Genomic DNA, 16,374 nt, shown 5'->3' with positions numbered 1-16,374 from the left:
CCGCCGCGCCCCGCACCATCCGGCTCGGCAGCCCCCGACCACGGCTCAGGATGATCGGCCTCGCGCTGACCCTCGTGCTGGCCGCCTTCACCGTACGGCTCCTCCAGGTGCAGGCCGTCGACGCCGGCACCTACTCCGCCAAGGCCGAGCAGAACCGCTACGTGGTCCACACCCTGCCCGCCGAGCGCGGCGGCATCACCGACCGCAACGGCGTCGCCCTCGCGACGACCGTGGACTCCTACGACATCACCGCCGACCCCACGATGTTCACCCGCGAGGAGCTGAAGGTCGGCGACGGGCCCGAGCAGGCGGCGGCGCTCCTCGCGCCCATCCTCGGCCAGGAGCAGGAGGACCTGGTCGAGCGGCTGCGCCCCGAGAACAAGGAACTGCGCTACGTCCGCCTCGCCCGGCGGCAGACCCCGCAGGTCTGGAACCAGATCAAGGACCTGAAGTCCGCGCTCACCACGAAGGCGGAGACGGACGAGTCCGTGGTCAACGCCCTCGCGGGCGTCTTCGCCGACCCCAGCAGCAAGCGCGTGTACCCGGGCGGCGACCTGGCCGCCGGCGTCCTGGGCTGGGTCGGCGCCGACGGCAAGGGCGGCGGCGGCCTGGAGCGGCAGCTGGACAAGACGCTGGCGGGCGAGGACGGAAAGATCCGCTACGCGCAGTCCGGCGGCCGCCAGGTCCCCACCGCCGGCTCCACCGAGACACCGGCCGTGCCCGGCAGCGACGTCGAGCTGACCATCGACCGCGACATCCAGTGGGCCGCGCAGGACGCCATCAGCGAGCAGGTGGAGAAGTCCAAGGCGGACGGCGGCTACGTCATCGTCCAGGACACCGCCACCGGCGAGATCCTCGCCATGGCCAACTCGCCGGGCTTCGACCCGGGCGACCTCGCGAACGCCGACCCGAACGCGCTGGGCAACGCCGCCCTCCAGGACGCCTTCGAACCCGGTTCCACCGCCAAGGTGATGTCGATGGCGGCCGTACTGGAGGAGGAGGCCGCCACCCCCGGCACCCACATCACCGTCCCCAACCGCCTCAAGCGCGGCGACCGGCTCTTCAAGGACGACATCGACCACCCGACCTGGTACCTCACGCTCAACGGCGTGCTCGCCAAGTCCAGCAACATCGGCACCATCATGGCCACCGGCGAGCTGGGCAGGACCCAGGCCGAGGCCAACAAGGTGCTCTACTCCTACCTGCGCAAGTTCGGCCTCGGCGGCTACACCGGCCTCGGCTTCCCCGGCGAGACCAAGGGCATCCTGGCGCCGCCCGACCAGTGGTCGACGTCGCAGCAGTACACGATCCCTTTCGGCCAGGGCGTCTCCCTGAACGCGCTCCAGGCGGCCTCCGTGTACTCGACCATCGCCAACGGCGGAGTCCGCGTCGAACCCACGCTCGTACGCGGCACCAAGGACGCCGACGGACGCTTCGCACCGTCCCCGGAGCCCGAGAAGAGCCGTGTGATCAGCGCGAAGACCGCGAAGACCCTCTCGCAGATGCTGGAGTCCGTCGTCGACGACGAGGAGGGCACCGGCACCAAGGCCCGCATCCCCGGCTACCGCGTGGCGGGCAAGACCGGCACGGCCAACCGAGTGGATCCGGACACCGGCAAGTACCGGGGCTACACCTCGTCGTTCGCCGGGTTCGCCCCCTCCGACAAACCTCGCGTCACCGTCTACTGCGCCATCCAGAACGCCACCGAGGGCAGCTACTTCGGCGGCCAGATCTGCGGACCCATCTACAAGCAGGTCATGGAGTTCGCCCTGAAGACCCTTCAGGTCCCCCCGACCGGGGCCGCCCCCGCGAGACTCCCGGTCACCTTCAAGCCCTGACCCCCGTCGGGCCAGTACCGAGCCAGCGTCGATTCAGTACCGAGCCACCAGGAACCACCCGTGACAACGATCACCCCCGACCCCGGGAACCAGAGCAGCCCCGAGCCCTCACTTCGCCCGGAAGCCGGTACGCCCGGTACGCTCACCGCCGTGCCACACCCTGATCAGTCCCAAACCACCCAGAAGGGCCAACCCGTGACATACCCGGGACCGCCCCGGCCGGTGCGGATCTCCGCCACACCCCTCGCGGAACTCGCCGATCAGCTGGGTGTCACCGCGCCGGACAGCACCGCCGGAGTCACGGGCATCACCCACGACTCCCGCGCCGTCCGCCCCGGTGACCTGTACGCCGCCCTGCCCGGTGCCCGCCTGCACGGCGCCGACTTCGCCACCCAGGCCGAGGGCCTCGGCGCCGTCGCCGTGCTGACCGACCCGTCCGGCGCCGAGCGCGTCGCCGCCGCCGGCCTGCCCGCGCTCGTCGTCGACGACCCGCGGGCGCGGATGGGGGAGCTGGCGGCCACGATCTACGGCCACCCCGGCCGCGATCTGCTCCAGATCGGCATCACCGGCACCTCCGGCAAGACCACCACCGCCTACCTCGTCGAGGGCGGTCTGCGCACGGCGAAGTCCACCGGGCTCATCGGCACGGTCGAGATGCGCATCGGCGACGAGCGCATCAAGTCCGAGCGCACCACGCCCGAGGCCACCGACCTCCAGGCCCTGTTCGCGGTGATGCGCGAGCGCGGCACCGAGGCGGTCGCCATGGAGGTCTCCAGCCACGCCCTGGTGCTCGGCCGCGTCGACGCCTGCGTCTTCGACATCGCGGTCTTCACCAACCTCAGCCCGGAGCACATGGAGTTCCACTCCGGCATGGAGGACTACTTCCAGGCCAAGGCGCAGCTGTTCACGCCGGCACGCAGCAAGCTCGGCGTGGTCAACGTGGACGACGAGTACGGGCGCCGCCTCGCGAACGAGGCCACCGTCCCGGTCGTCACCTACTCCGCCGAGGGCCACCCCGACGCGGACTGGCGCGCCGACGAGGTCGAGGTCGGCCCGCTGGACTCCACGTTCACCGTGCTCGGGCCCAAGGGCGAGCGCGTCACCGCCAAGTCGCCGCTGGCCGGACCGTTCAACGTGGCGAACACCCTCGCCGCGATCGTGGCCCTCGCCGCCGCGGGCCTGGACCCGCAGACCGCCGCCGACGGCGTCGCCGCGGTGCCCGGTGTGCCCGGCCGCCTGGAGCGCGTGGACGAGGGCCAGGCGTACTTCGCGGTGGTCGACTACGCCCACAAGACCGACGCCGTCGAGTCGGTCCTGCGCGCCCTGCGCAAGGTGACCGAGGGCAAGCTGCACGCGGTGCTCGGCTGCGGCGGCGACCGGGACACCACCAAGCGCGAGCCGATGGGCGCCGCCGTGGCCCGGTTCGCCGACACGGCCGTACTGACCTCCGACAACCCCCGCTCCGAGGACCCCCTCGCGATCCTCGCCACCATGCTCCAGGGCGCGGCCTCCGTGCCCGCCCACGAGCGCGGCGAGGTCCAGGTCTTCGAGGACCGGGCCGCCGCCATCGCCGCCGCCGTCGCCCGGGCCGAGCCCGGCGACACGGTCCTGGTGGCGGGCAAGGGCCACGAGCAGGGCCAGGACATCGCCGGGGTGGTCCGTCCCTTCGACGACCGCCAGGTGCTGCGCGAAGCCATCAAGAAGACCCAGGGATGAGATCCCGATGACCCAGATGATCCAGGGGACGAACTTGTGATCACCCTCTCTCTCGCCGAGATCGCAGAAGTCGTCGGCGGGCGGATGCACGACATACCGGACGCGTCCGCGCAGGTCACCGGCCCCGTCGTCCGGGACTCCCGGGAAGCGGGGCCGGGCAGCCTCTTCGTCGCCTTCGTCGGCGAACGGGTGGACGGCCACGACTTCGCCGCCGCGGTCGTCGAGGCGGGGGCGGCGGCCGTGCTCGGCTCCCGCCCCGTCGGCGTGCCCGCGATCGTCGTGGACGACGTCCAGGCCGCCCTCGGCGCTCTCGCCCGGCACGTCGTACGCCGCCTCGGCACCACGCTCGTCGCCCTCACCGGGTCCGCCGGCAAGACCAGCACCAAGGACCTCATCGCCCAGGTGCTGCGCCGCAAGGCGCCCACGGTCTTCACGCCCGGCTCCCTCAACAACGAGATCGGGCTGCCGCTCACCGCGCTCACCGCCACCGAGGAGACCAGGTTCCTCGTCCTGGAGATGGGCGCCCGCGGCATCGGCCACATCCGGTACCTCTGCGAGCTGACCCCGCCGAAGGTCGGCCTCGTCCTCAACGTCGGCTCCGCGCACATCGGCGAGTTCGGCGGCCGGGAGCAGATCGCCCAGGCCAAGGGCGAACTCGTCGAGGCGCTGCCGCCGGCCGAGGAGGGCGGTGCCGCGATCCTCAACGCGGACGACCCCCTCGTACGGGCCATGGCCTCCCGAACGAAGGCGAAGGTGATCCTTTTCGGAGAGTCCGACGAAGCGGACGTTCGCGCCGAGAACGTGCGACTCACGGACACCGGACAGCCTTCGTTCAGGCTTCACACACCCTCCGGTGCAAGCGATGTGACCATGCGCCTGTACGGTGAGCACCACGTGTCGAACGCGCTCGCCGCGGCCGCCGTCGCCCACGAGTTGGGCATGTCCGCAGACGAGATCGCCACCGCGCTCTCCGAAGCGGACTCCCTCTCCCGCTGGCGGATGGAGGTCACCGAGCGCCCGGACGGCGTGACGGTCGTCAACGACGCCTACAACGCGAACCCCGAGTCCATGAAAGCCGCGCTGCGCGCGCTGGTGGCCATCGGCAAGGGGCGCCGTACGTGGGCGGTGCTCGGCAAGATGGCCGAGCTCGGGGACGAGGCGCTCGCCGAGCACGACGCGGTCGGGCGGCTCGCCGTCCGGCTCAACGTCAGCAAGCTCGTCGCGGTCGGGGGCAGGGAAGCCCAATGGCTGCAACTGGGCGCATATAACGAGGGTTCGTGGGGTGAGGAGTCGGTGCACGTGTCCGACGCACAGGCGGCGGTCGACCTGTTGCGCAGCGAGTTGCGCCCGGGGGACGTCGTGCTCGTGAAGGCGTCCCGTTCGGTGGGGCTGGAGAGTGTCGCCGCGGCGCTGCTCGAGACCGGCGCCGAGGGTGAGGTTGCCGCCCGATGATGAAGCAGATCCTGTTCGCGGGCGTCATCGGCCTCTTCCTGACGCTGGTCGGCACCCCGCTGCTGATCAAGCTCCTGGCCCGCAAGGGCTACGGCCAGTACATCCGCGACGACGGACCGCGCGAGCACGCCAGCAAGCGCGGTACGCCGACGATGGGCGGTATCGCCTTCATCCTCGCCACGGTCGCCGCCTACTTCCTGGCCAAGGTGATCACCAGCTACCTGGACCCCGACACCGACGCGGGACCGACCTTCTCGGGTCTGCTGGTGCTCGGTCTGATGGTGGGCATGGGCCTGGTCGGCTTCCTCGACGACTACATCAAGATCGTCAAGAGGCGGTCGCTGGGCCTGCGGGCCAAGGCGAAGATGGCCGGCCAGCTGATCGTCGGCATCGGCTTCGCGGTGCTCTCGCTGCAGTTCGCGGACAACCGCGGCAACACCCCGGCCTCGACCAAGCTGTCGTTCATCACCGACTTCGGCTGGTCGATCGGCCCGGTGCTGTTCGTCATCTGGGCGCTGTTCATGATCCTCGCCATGTCGAACGGCGTGAACCTGACCGACGGCCTGGACGGCCTGGCCACCGGCGCCTCCGTCCTGGTCTTCGGTGCCTACACCTTCATCGGCGTCTGGCAGTTCCAGGAGTCCTGCGCCAACGCGCTGACCCTGACCAACCCGGGCGCCTGCTACGAGGTGAGAGACCCCCTCGACCTCGCCGTGGTCGCGTCCGCGCTGATGGGCGCCTGCCTCGGCTTCCTGTGGTGGAACACCTCGCCGGCCAAGATCTTCATGGGCGACACCGGTTCGCTCGCACTCGGCGGTGTGCTCGCGGGTCTGGCGATCTGCTCGCGCACCGAGCTGCTGATGGCCATCCTCGGCGGCCTGTTCGTCCTGATCACCATGTCGGTGGTCATCCAGGTCGGCTCCTTCCGGCTGACCGGCAAGCGGGTCTTCCGGATGGCGCCACTCCAGCACCACTTCGAACTCAAAGGCTGGTCCGAGGTCCTTGTGGTGGTCCGTTTCTGGATCATCCAGGGCATCTGTGTGATCGTCGGACTGGGCCTCTTCTACGCGGGATGGGCAGCGGACAAGTGACCGACTCCTCGGTGCCTTTCGACTTCCAGGGCAAGCACGTCACCGTCGCCGGCCTCGGTGTCTCCGGCGTCCCGGCCGCCAAGGTCCTGCACGGGCTCGGCGCGCGCGTCACCGTCGTCAACGACGGCGACGACGAGCGCGCGCGGGCGCAGGCGGCGGAGCTGGAGGCGCTCGGCGTCACCGTGCGCCTCGGCGACGGAGCGACCCTGCCCGAGGGCACCGAGCTGATCGTCACCGCGCCCGGCTGGAAGCCGGACAAGCCGCTGTTCACCGCGGCCCACGAGGCCGGCGTCCCCGTCTGGGGCGACGTCGAACTGGCCTGGCGCCTGCGCCGCCCCGAGGCCGCCCCCTGGCTCGCGGTCACCGGCACCAACGGCAAGACCACCACCGTCCAGATGCTGGCGTCGATCCTGAAGGCGGCCGGCCTGCGCACCGCCGCCGTCGGCAACATCGGCGTCTCCCTGCTGGACGCGGTCACCGGCGACGAGGAGTACGACGTCCTGGCCGTGGAGCTGTCCAGCTACCAGCTCCACTGGGCGCCCTCCCTGCGCGCCCACTCGGCCGTCGTGCTCAACCTCGCCCCCGACCACCTCGACTGGCACGGCTCCATGGAGGCCTACGCCGCCGACAAGGGCCGGATCTACGAGGGCAACCGCGTCGCCTGCGTCTACAACGTCGCCGAAAAGGCGACCGAGGACCTGGTCCGCGAGGCCGACGTCGAGGAGGGCTGCCGGGCCGTCGGCTTCACCCTCGGCTCCCCGGCCCCCTCCCAACTCGGCGTCGTCGACGGCATCCTGGTGGACCGCGCCTTCGTCGAGGACCGGCAGAAGAACGCCCAGGAACTGGCCGAGGTCTCGGACGTCGACCCGCCGGCCCCGCACAACATCGCCAACGCCCTGGCCGCCGCCGGCCTCGCCCGCGCCTTCGGCGTCTCCGCCGCGGCCGTACGGGACGGGCTGCGGGCCTTCACGCCGGACGCCCACCGCATCGCGCACGTCGCCGACGTCGACGGGGTCGCGTACGTGGACGACTCCAAGGCCACCAACACCCACGCCGCCGAGGCGTCCTTGGCGGCGTACGAGTCGATCGTCTGGATCGCCGGCGGGCTGGCCAAGGGCGCGACCTTCGACGAACTGGTCACGGGCGCGGCCAAGCGGCTGCGCGGGGCGGTCCTCATCGGTGCGGACCGCGCCCTGATCCGCGAAGCCCTGGCGCGACACGCCCCCGAAGTACCCGTGGTCGACCTCGACCGGACCGACACTGGGGCGATGCTCCAGGCCGTCCAGGAAGCCCAGCGACTCGCCCGGCCCGGCGACACGGTCCTGCTGGCCCCGGCCTGTGCCTCCATGGACATGTTCACCAACTACAACAAGCGCGGCGACGCGTTCGCGGAGGCCGTTCGCGAACTCGGCGCCTGACCCGGCCGCCTCCTGCGCCGGGTGACCTCGGGAGGACGCGTGGGACGGTCCATGCCGACGTACAGCGGAGGCAGCGATGCCCGGTAGTCCCCAGAGCCGTACCGGACGTCCGCCCGTACAGCGGGCCGTCAAGCGGCCCGTGACGCCGGGGCCGCAGCACGAGAACCCGGTGCTCCGCCTGTACCTGCGCCTGCGCCGCGCCTGGGACCGGCCGCTGACCGCGTACTACCTGATCTGCGGCGGGAGCGCGCTGATCACCGTGCTCGGTCTGGTGATGGTCTACTCGGCCTCCCAGGTCACCGCGCTCCAGCTGTCGCTGCCCGGCTCGTACTTCTTCCGAAAGCAGGCCCTGGCCGCCCTGATCGGCGCCGGACTCCTCGTGGCCGCCATGCGGATGCCGGTGAAGCTGCACCGCGCGCTGGCCTACCCGATCCTCGCCGGCGCCGTCTTCCTGATGATCCTGGTGCAGGTGCCGGGGATAGGAGTCGCGGTCAACGGCAACCAGAACTGGATCGCCCTCGGCGGCTCCTTCCAGATCCAGCCCAGCGAGTTCGGCAAGCTGGCCCTGGTGCTCTGGGGTGCGGATCTGCTGGCCCGCAAGCAGGACAAGAGGCTGCTGACCCAGTGGAAGCACATGCTGGTGCCGCTGGCCCCGGCCGCGTTCATGCTGCTCGGGCTGATCATGATCGGCGGCGACATGGGCACGGCGATCATCCTGACGGCGATCCTGTTCGGGCTGCTCTGGCTGGCGGGCGCGCCCACCCGGCTCTTCGCCGGCGTGCTGTCCATCGCCGCGCTGCTCGGCTTCATCCTCATCAAGACCAGCCCCAACCGCATGGCCCGGCTCAACTGCCTCGGTGCCACCGACCCGGGCCCCGGAGACTCCTGCTGGCAGGCCGTGCACGGCATCTACGCCCTTGCATCGGGCGGGCTGTTCGGCTCCGGGCTCGGTGCCAGTGTGGAGAAATGGGGCCAACTCCCCGAGGCCCACACCGACTTCATCTTCGCCGTCACCGGTGAGGAACTGGGCCTTGCGGGGACGCTGTCGGTGCTCGCCCTCTTCGCGGCTCTAGGCTATGCGGGTATCCGCGTGGCCGGACGCACGGAGGACCCGTTCGTGAGGTATGCCGCGGGAGGCGTGACCACCTGGATCACGGCCCAGGCCGTGATCAACATCGGTGCGGTCCTCGGGCTGCTGCCGATCGCCGGTGTCCCGCTCCCGCTGTTCTCCTACGGCGGTTCCGCCCTGTTGCCGACCATGTTCGCCATCGGACTGCTGATCGCCTTCGCGCGTGACGAACCCGGTGCGCGGGCGGCGCTTGCGTTGCGGCAACCTCGCTTTGGTAGAAAGCGGGGGGCCAGGGGTCCCGGAACCAAGCGGAGCCCCCGGAGTTGGAACACGATGCGACGGCGTGCCTCGGCGGCACGTTCGTCCGGAGAGCGGTGAATTTCGGTGCATGTCGTACTCGCCGGCGGAGGAACCGCGGGCCACATCGAGCCCGCGCTCGCCCTCGCGGACGCCCTGCGCAGGCAGGATCCGACCGTGGGGATCACGGCCCTGGGCACGGAACGCGGACTGGAGACCCGCCTGGTGCCCGAGCGGGGTTACGAGCTGGCGCTGATCCCGGCCGTACCGCTGCCGCGCAAGCCCACCCCGGAGCTGATCACCGTCCCGGGCCGGCTGCGCGGGACGATCAAGGCGACCGAGCAGATCCTTGAGCGCACCAAGGCGGACGCCGTGGCCGGCTTCGGCGGTTACGTCGCTCTGCCCGCCTACCTCGCGGCCAAGCGGCTCGGCGTGCCGATCGTCGTGCACGAGGCCAACGCCCGGCCCGGACTGGCCAACAAGATCGGCTCGCGCTATGCCAGCCAGGTCGCCGTCTCCACCCCCGACAGCAAACTGCGCAACGCCCGCTACATCGGCATCCCGCTGCGCCGCTCCATCGCCACCCTGGACCGGGCCGCCGCCCGCCCCGGGGCCCGCGCGGCGTTCGGGCTCGACCCCAACCTGCCGACCCTGCTGGTCACCGGCGGCTCGCAGGGCGCCCGCCGCCTCAACGAGGTGACCCAGCAGGTCGCGCCCTGGCTCCAGCAGGCCGGCATCCAGATCCTGCACGCGGTCGGCCCCAAGAACGAACTGCCGCAGGTCCACCAGATGCCGGGGATGCCCCCGTACATCCCGGTAAGTTATCTGGACCGGATGGACCTCGCGTACGCCGCCGCCGACATGATGCTCTGCCGCGCGGGCGCGATGACCGTCGCCGAACTCTCCGCCGTCGGGCTCCCGGCCGCCTACGTCCCGCTGCCCATCGGCAACGGCGAACAGCGGCTCAACGCCCAGCCGGTGGTCAAGGCCGGCGGCGGACTGCTGGTCGACGACGCGGAACTGACGCCCGAGTGGGTCCAGCAGAACGTCCTGCCGGTGCTGGCCGACCCGCACCGGCTGTACGAGATGTCCCGCGCCGCCGCCGAGTTCGGCCGCCGGGACGCCGACGACCTGCTCGTCGGCATGGTGTACGAGGCGATCGCCGCCCGTGCCCACCGCTAGGACCCCGCGTCTGCGGCATGATCCGCTGGACAGGCCCCAAGACTGACGGAAGGCAGGGAGCGTGGCCGGACCGACCACCGCCGAGCGCGGGGAAGCCCAGCAGGAGTCGTCCGGCCCGCCCCGCGCGCGCCGGTTCGGCCCGCCTCGTCTTCGTACGATCATCATCACGACCGTCTCTCTCGCCCTTGTCGCGGGCGGCGCCGTCTGGGTGCTCTACGGCTCGAACTGGACCCGCGTGGACGGTGTGTCGGTCTCCGGAACGCGGGTTCTCACCCCCGCGCAGGTGCGCGAGGCCGCCGACGTGCCCGTCGGTGAACCGCTGGTCTCCGTCGACACCGAGGCGGTCGAGGCGCGACTGCGCCGGAAATTGCCCCGCATTGACGAGGTCGACGTCGAGCGTTCCTGGCCGCACGGAATCGGACTGAAAGTGACGGAGCGCACCCCGGTTCTGATTGTCCAAAAGGGTAAGAACTTCGTGGAAGTGGACGATGAAGGCGTCCGATTCGCCACGGTTTCCCGAGCGCCCAAAGGCGTGCCGGCACTGGAATTGGAGCCCGACCGTTCCGGTTCGGCCGGGCCGAGTCTGCGCCGCTTCGGCGACGACCGCCTGGTGCGGGAGGCGGTGCGGGTGGCGGGCCGTCTCCCGGACGCGGTCGCCCGGGACGCACGCCTCGTCAAGGTCCGTTCCTACGACGACATCTCACTGGAGTTGAGCGGCGAGCGGACCGTGGCGTGGGGGAGCGGCGAACAGGGTCCGGACAAAGCCCGTGCGCTCACCGCGCTGATGAAAGCGACGCCCAAGGCGCGCCACTTCGACGTGAGTGTTCCCACCGCCCCCGCGTCATCGGCGAGTTGACGGGTATCCGTGCAGGCCAGCACCCTGGCTGGGCAGCGCTACGGCTGATCACATAGGGTGAAAAGAAAAACGGGAGGTTCGGCGTGTTCGTTGAACGTGCGCCACTTGTCGACTTAGTGTCCTGTTCAGAAGACTCCAAGGAACAGACACACTGGTAACCCTAAACTTCAGCGTTAGGGTTCGGGTCGGCACTACGGACCGTCCCAATCGGCATCAGTCGTCGGGTCGCGGGGGCATCAGTGCTTCGGTGGCCGGGCGACACGTAACTCGAGGCGAGAGGCCTTCGACGTGGCAGCACCGCAGAACTACCTCGCAGTCATCAAAGTCATCGGTGTCGGCGGCGGTGGTGTCAATGCCATCAACCGGATGATCGAGGTCGGTCTCAAGGGCGTCGAGTTCATCGCCATCAACACCGACGCGCAGGCGCTGTTGATGAGCGACGCCGACGTCAAGCTCGACGTCGGCCGCGAACTCACCCGCGGACTCGGTGCCGGAGCCAACCCGGCCGTCGGCCGCAAGGCCGCCGAGGACCACCGCGAGGAGATCGAGGAGGTCCTCAAGGGGGCCGACATGGTCTTCGTGACAGCCGGAGAAGGCGGCGGCACCGGCACCGGCGGCGCGCCCGTCGTGGCCAACATCGCCCGCTCGCTGGGCGCCCTCACCATCGGCGTGGTCACCCGCCCCTTCACCTTCGAGGGACGGCGCCGGGCCAACCAGGCCGAGGACGGCATCGCCGAACTCCGCGAAGAGGTCGACACCCTCATCGTCATCCCCAACGACCGGCTGCTGTCCATCTCGGACCGCCAGGTCAGCGTGCTCGACGCGTTCAAGTCCGCCGACCAGGTGCTGCTCTCCGGTGTGCAGGGCATCACCGACCTGATCACCACGCCCGGCCTGATCAACCTCGACTTCGCCGACGTCAAGTCGGTCATGTCCGAGGCCGGCTCCGCCCTCATGGGCATCGGCTCGGCCCGCGGCGACGACCGCGCGGTGGCCGCCGCCGAGATGGCGATCTCCTCGCCGCTCCTGGAGGCGTCCATCGACGGCGCCCGCGGCGTCCTGCTCTCCATCTCCGGCGGTTCCGACCTCGGCCTGTTCGAGATCAACGAGGCCGCCCAGCTGGTCAGCGAGGCCGCCCACCCCGAGGCCAACATCATCTTCGGCGCGGTCATCGACGACGCGCTCGGCGACGAGGTGCGGGTCACCGTGATCGCGGCCGGCTTCGACGGGGGCCAGCCGCCGTCCAAGCGGGACAACGTCCTCGGCTCCTCCTCGGCCAAGCGCGAGGAGCCCACCCCGGCACGGCAGACCGACAGCCGTCCGTCCTTCGGTTCGCTCGGCAGCGTCAAGCCGAAGGAGGAGCCGGAGCAGGCGCCCGCGCCCGAGCCGGTCGCCGACCTGCCGCAGGTCTCCCCGCCGCCGGTCCCGCCGTCGCGGACCTACTCGGACAGCGCGGCCGAGGAACTGGACGTACCGGACTTCCTGAAGTGATAGGACAGCGCTCCACCGTGAACGGCGCGCACTTCGGCTTCACCGACCGGTGGGGCGGAGTGAGCGCCGTTCCGTACGAGGAGCTCAATCTCGGCGGCGCGGTGGGCGACGACCCCGGCGCCGTCACGGCCAACCGGGAGCTGGCCGCCAAGTCGCTGGGCGTGGACCCGGACCGGGTGGTCTGGATGAACCAGGTGCACGGCGCCGACGTCGCCGTCGTCGACGGTCCCTGGGGTCAGGGCCCGGTCCCGCGGGTCGACGCGGTCGTCACCGCCGAACGCGGTCTCGCCCTCGCCGTCCTCACCGCCGACTGCGTGCCCGTCCTGCTCGCCGATTCGGTCGCCGGTGTGGCCGCCGCGGCCCACGCGGGCCGCCCCGGCCTGGTCGCCGGGGTCGTCCCCGCGGCCGTAAGGGCGATGGCCGGACTCGGCGCGGACCCCGCCCGGATCGTCGCCCGTACCGGACCCGCCGTGTGCGGCCGGTGCTACGAGGTGCCCGAGGAGATGCGGGCCGAGGTGGCCGCCGCCGAGCCGGCCGCGCACGCCGAGACGAGCTGGGGCACCCCGGCGGTCGACGTGGCCGCGGGCGTGCACGCGCAGCTCGAACGGCTGGGGGTGCGCGACCTGGTGGGGTCGCCGGTGTGCACCCGGGAGTCGCGGGACCACTTCTCGTACCGACGCGACCGCACCACCGGGCGGCTCGCGAGCTATGTCTGGCTGGACTGATGGGGCATGACGGACCGTAAGCACGAAATCGCCGCCAATCTGGCGAAAGTGGAGGAGCGTATCGGCGCCGCCTGTGCGGCCGCCGGCCGCCCACGCGACGAGGTCACCCTCATCGTGGTCACCAAGACCTATCCGGCGGACGATGTGCGCATTCTCTCCGGACTCGGTGTGCGGCACGTCGCCGAGAACCGCGACCAGGACGCGGCACCGAAGGCCGCCTCCTGTGCGGATCTGCCGCTTTCCTGGCATTTCGTCGGCCAGTTGCAGACCAACAAGGTGCGTTCCGTGGTCGGGTACGCGGATGTGGTGCAGTCCATCGACCGGGCCCGGCTCGTCACGGCCCTGTCGAAGGAGGCCGTGCGGGCCGGCCGCGAGGTGGGCTGCCTCCTCCAGGTGGCGCTCGACGCGGGGGAGAGCGAGCGCGGTGAGCGCGGCGGCGTCTCGCCCGCCGGGGTCGAGGAGTTGGCCGACCTCGTCGCGGGGGCCGAGGGGCTGCGGCTCGACGGGCTGATGACGGTGGCCCCGCTCACCGGCGAGTACGCGGGCCGCCAACAGGCGGCGTTCGAGCGCCTCATGGATTTGTCGACCTGCGTGCGCCGAGCCCATCCGACTGCGAACATGGTCTCCGCAGGCATGAGTGCGGACCTCGAACAGGCCGTGGCCGCCGGAGCGACACATGTACGCGTCGGCACTGCGGTACTCGGAGTCCGCCCCAGGCTCGGGTAACGTCGCCAAGAAGTCGGACCACAGCAGAAAATATGGTCATTACCGCCGAAAGGCGGACGCAACGACCTCGTGGATCGCAGGCACTTGGCAGTCGTCAGCCGATCCACCACAGAGCGGAGGACTCAGAGCATGGCCGGCGCGATGCGCAAGATGGCGGTCTACCTCGGCCTCGTGGAGGACGATGGTTACGACGGCCGGGGGTTCGACCCCGACGACGACTTCGAACCGGAACTGGACCCGGAGCCCGAGCGGGACCACCGGCGACACGAACCGGCACATCAGTCGCACGGTTCACATCAGCCCCAAAGGGACGAAGAGGTACGAGTCGTGCAACCGCCCGCGCAGCGCGAGCCGATGCCCCGTGCCACTTCGCTCGCGGCGGAATCCGGGCGCCCGGCGCGGATCGCGCCCGTGGCGTCCATCACACAAGAACGCGCAAGCCTGGAAAAGAGCGCACCGGTCATCATGCCCAAGGTCGTGTCCGAACGAGAGCCCTACCGCATCACCACGCTTCACCCCCGGACGTACAACGAGGCCCGTACCATCGGGGAACACTTCCGTGAGGGCACTCCGGTGATCATGAATCTCACTGAGATGGATGACACAGATGCGAAGCGACTTGTCGACTTTGCGGCTGGTTTGGTGTTTGGTCTTCACGGCAGTATCGAGCGGGTGACGCAGAAGGTGTTCCTGCTGTCTCCTGCTAACGTCGATGTCACGGCGGAGGACAAGGCCCGCATCGCAGAGGGCGGGTTCTTCAACCAGAGCTGAGACGCACCACCGGTACAGAGCAAGAGCACGGATCCGAGGACGGTTCCGAGAGATGGTTCAGGGGAGAGGGAAGCACCAGTCATGAGCGTGGTCCTGGATGTCGTCTACATCGCGCTGATGTGCTTCCTCATCGTGCTCATCTTCCGGTTGGTCATGGACTACGTCTTCCAGTTCGCCCGCTCGTGGCAACCCGGCAAGGCGATGGTGGTCGTTCTGGAGGCCACCTACACTGTCACCGATCCACCGTTGAAGCTTCTGCGGCGGTTCATCCCGCCGCTGCGTCTCGGGGGCGTGGCGCTCGACCTGTCCTTCTTCGTACTGATGATCATCGTCTACATCCTGATCCACATCGTGAGCCGGCTGTGAACGATGAGAGAGATACGGGCTTGCCGAATGCCGACGACAACGTTGAGGTGAAGAGATGCCGTTGACCCCCGAGGACGTGCGGAACAAGCAGTTCACGACCGTCCGCCTCCGAGAAGGCTATGACGAGGACGAGGTCGATGCCTTCCTCGATGAGGTCGAAGCCGAACTGACCCGCCTGCTGCGCGAGAACGAGGACCTGCGCGCCAAGCTGGCCGCGGCGACGCGTGCGGCCGCGCAGAACCAGCAGAACATGCGCAAGCCTCCGGAACCCCCGCAGGACCAGCAGCACGGGCAGCACCCACCGCAGCAGGGCGGCATGCCCCAGCAGGGTGGGATGCCGCAGCAGGGCGGTATGCCCCAGCAGGGCATGCGAGGTCCCGGCGCTCCGGTGCCCGCCGGCATATCGGGCCCGCCGCAGCAGCAGATGGGTGGCCCCATGGGTGGCCCGCCCCAGCTGCCGAGCGGTGCCCCGCAGCTGCCCGCCGGCCCCGGCGGACAGGGTGGCCCGCAGGGCCCCGGCCCGATGGGTCAGGGTCCCGGGCCGATGGGCCAGGGCCCGGGTCCGATGCAGGGCCAGATGGGTCCCGGTCCGATGGGCGGCCCCATGGGCGGCCCGCAGGGCCCCGGTGGCCCCGGCATGCCCGGCCAGGGTGGCCCCGGTGGCGACAGCGCCGCCCGGGTGCTGTCGCTGGCCCAGCAGACCGCCGACCAGGCGATCGCCGAGGCCCGTTCCGAGGCCAACAAGATCGTCGGCGAGGCGCGTTCGCGTGCCGAGGGCCTGGAGCGGGACGCTCGTGCCAAGGCCGACGCCCTGGAGCGGGACGCGCAGGAGAAGCACCGTGTCGCGATGGGCTCCCTGGAGTCCGCACGCGCCACGCTGGAGCGCAAGGTCGAGGACCTGCGCGGCTTCGAGCGCGAGTACCGGACGCGACTGAAGTCGTACCTGGAGTCGCAGCTGCGTCAGCTGGAGACCCAGGCGGACGACTCGCTCGCCCCGCCGCGTACGCCCGCGACGGCCTCTCTGCCGCCGTCCCCGGCGCCCTCGATGGCACCGGCCGGCGCGAGTGCGCCGTCCTACGGCGGCAACCAGTCGATGGGCGGTGGGCCGGGCCAGTCCGGTCCGTCCTACGGCGGCGGCCAGCAGCAGATGTCGCCGGCGATGACCCAGCCGATGGCGCCGGTGCGGCCGCAGGGCCCGTCGCCGATGGGTCAGGCGCCCTCGCCGATGCGCGGGTTCCTGATCGACGAGGACGACAACTGAGCCGGCGCACCGACGTCCGGTAGGTAGTACGGCGTAGCAGTCGGCAGCGTTCAGGGCGGGCCCCGGGTTTCTGACCCGGGGCCCGCCCTTTCGCCTGATGCCGTCCAGCGGTACG

Annotated in this window: 14 protein-coding genes; all 14 read left to right on the top strand. The window is 70.6% G+C overall.

Features of this window, described 5'->3' with window-relative positions:
* On the top strand, positions 1-1,838 hold a 1,838-nt coding region (locus tag DMH12_RS09200; protein WP_260474148.1), incomplete at its 5' end, for a penicillin-binding protein 2.
* A gap of 195 nt (positions 1,839-2,033) precedes the next feature.
* Complete coding sequence (locus tag DMH12_RS09195; RefSeq protein ID WP_125491058.1) at positions 2,034-3,554, top strand: UDP-N-acetylmuramoyl-L-alanyl-D-glutamate--2,6-diaminopimelate ligase; 1,521 nt, start codon at positions 2,034-2,036, stop codon at positions 3,552-3,554.
* A 36-nt stretch (positions 3,555-3,590) separates the two neighbouring features.
* Positions 3,591-5,006 (top strand): UDP-N-acetylmuramoyl-tripeptide--D-alanyl-D-alanine ligase, encoded by a 1,416-nt coding sequence (murF, locus tag DMH12_RS09190; RefSeq protein ID WP_125491057.1) that lies wholly within the window; start codon positions 3,591-3,593, stop codon positions 5,004-5,006.
* Complete coding sequence (gene mraY, locus DMH12_RS09185; RefSeq protein WP_125491066.1) at positions 5,006-6,097, top strand: phospho-N-acetylmuramoyl-pentapeptide-transferase; 1,092 nt, start codon at positions 5,006-5,008, stop codon at positions 6,095-6,097. Before murF ends, mraY begins: the two co-directional genes overlap by 1 nt.
* An 11-nt stretch (positions 6,098-6,108) precedes the next feature.
* Complete coding sequence (gene murD / locus DMH12_RS09180; protein ID WP_125491067.1) at positions 6,109-7,515, top strand: UDP-N-acetylmuramoyl-L-alanine--D-glutamate ligase; 1,407 nt, start codon at positions 6,109-6,111, stop codon at positions 7,513-7,515.
* Between the two features lie 76 nt (positions 7,516-7,591).
* Positions 7,592-8,962 carry a putative lipid II flippase FtsW gene (ftsW, locus tag DMH12_RS09175; RefSeq protein WP_125491056.1) on the top strand — a complete coding sequence of 457 codons (1,371 nt, stop codon included), beginning with the start codon at positions 7,592-7,594 and terminating at the stop codon, positions 8,960-8,962.
* A 6-nt stretch (positions 8,963-8,968) separates the two neighbouring features.
* On the top strand, positions 8,969-10,063 hold the full coding sequence (gene murG, locus DMH12_RS09170; protein WP_125491055.1) for an undecaprenyldiphospho-muramoylpentapeptide beta-N-acetylglucosaminyltransferase: 1,095 nt from the start codon (positions 8,969-8,971) through the stop codon (positions 10,061-10,063).
* A 61-nt stretch (positions 10,064-10,124) separates the two neighbouring features.
* Entirely contained in the window at positions 10,125-10,919 is a 795-nt protein-coding gene (gene ftsQ, locus DMH12_RS09165) for a cell division protein FtsQ (protein ID WP_125491054.1), read from the top strand.
* A gap of 288 nt (positions 10,920-11,207) precedes the next feature.
* Positions 11,208-12,410, top strand: a complete 1,203-nt coding sequence (gene ftsZ / locus DMH12_RS09160) for a cell division protein FtsZ (protein WP_125491053.1) — start codon at positions 11,208-11,210, stop codon at positions 12,408-12,410.
* Positions 12,407-13,135 carry a peptidoglycan editing factor PgeF gene (gene pgeF, locus DMH12_RS09155; RefSeq protein WP_125491052.1) on the top strand — a complete coding sequence of 243 codons (729 nt, stop codon included), beginning with the start codon at positions 12,407-12,409 and terminating at the stop codon, positions 13,133-13,135. Before ftsZ ends, pgeF begins: the two co-directional genes overlap by 4 nt.
* A gap of 6 nt (positions 13,136-13,141) precedes the next feature.
* Positions 13,142-13,861, top strand: coding sequence for a YggS family pyridoxal phosphate-dependent enzyme (locus DMH12_RS09150; RefSeq protein ID WP_125491051.1), 720 nt, complete (start codon positions 13,142-13,144; stop codon positions 13,859-13,861).
* A 129-nt stretch (positions 13,862-13,990) separates the two neighbouring features.
* A complete protein-coding gene (locus DMH12_RS09145) occupies positions 13,991-14,632 on the top strand; it encodes a cell division protein SepF (RefSeq protein ID WP_064727422.1) in 642 nt (213 codons plus the stop codon).
* Between the two features lie 81 nt (positions 14,633-14,713).
* Positions 14,714-14,998 carry a YggT family protein gene (locus DMH12_RS09140; RefSeq protein WP_122614930.1) on the top strand — a complete coding sequence of 95 codons (285 nt, stop codon included), beginning with the start codon at positions 14,714-14,716 and terminating at the stop codon, positions 14,996-14,998.
* Positions 14,999-15,053: 55 nt separating this feature from the next.
* A complete protein-coding gene (gene divIVA / locus DMH12_RS09135; protein ID WP_125491050.1) occupies positions 15,054-16,259 on the top strand; it encodes an apical growth/hyphal branching protein DivIVA in 1,206 nt (401 codons plus the stop codon).
* The last annotated feature ends 115 nt before the right edge of the window (positions 16,260-16,374 follow it).

This window comes from Streptomyces sp. WAC 04229, from assembly GCF_003947455.1.
Classification (GTDB): domain Bacteria; phylum Actinomycetota; class Actinomycetes; order Streptomycetales; family Streptomycetaceae; genus Streptomyces.
The sequence above is the reverse complement of the archived record's forward strand: the minus strand, read 5'-3'. Positions and strand labels throughout refer to the sequence as shown.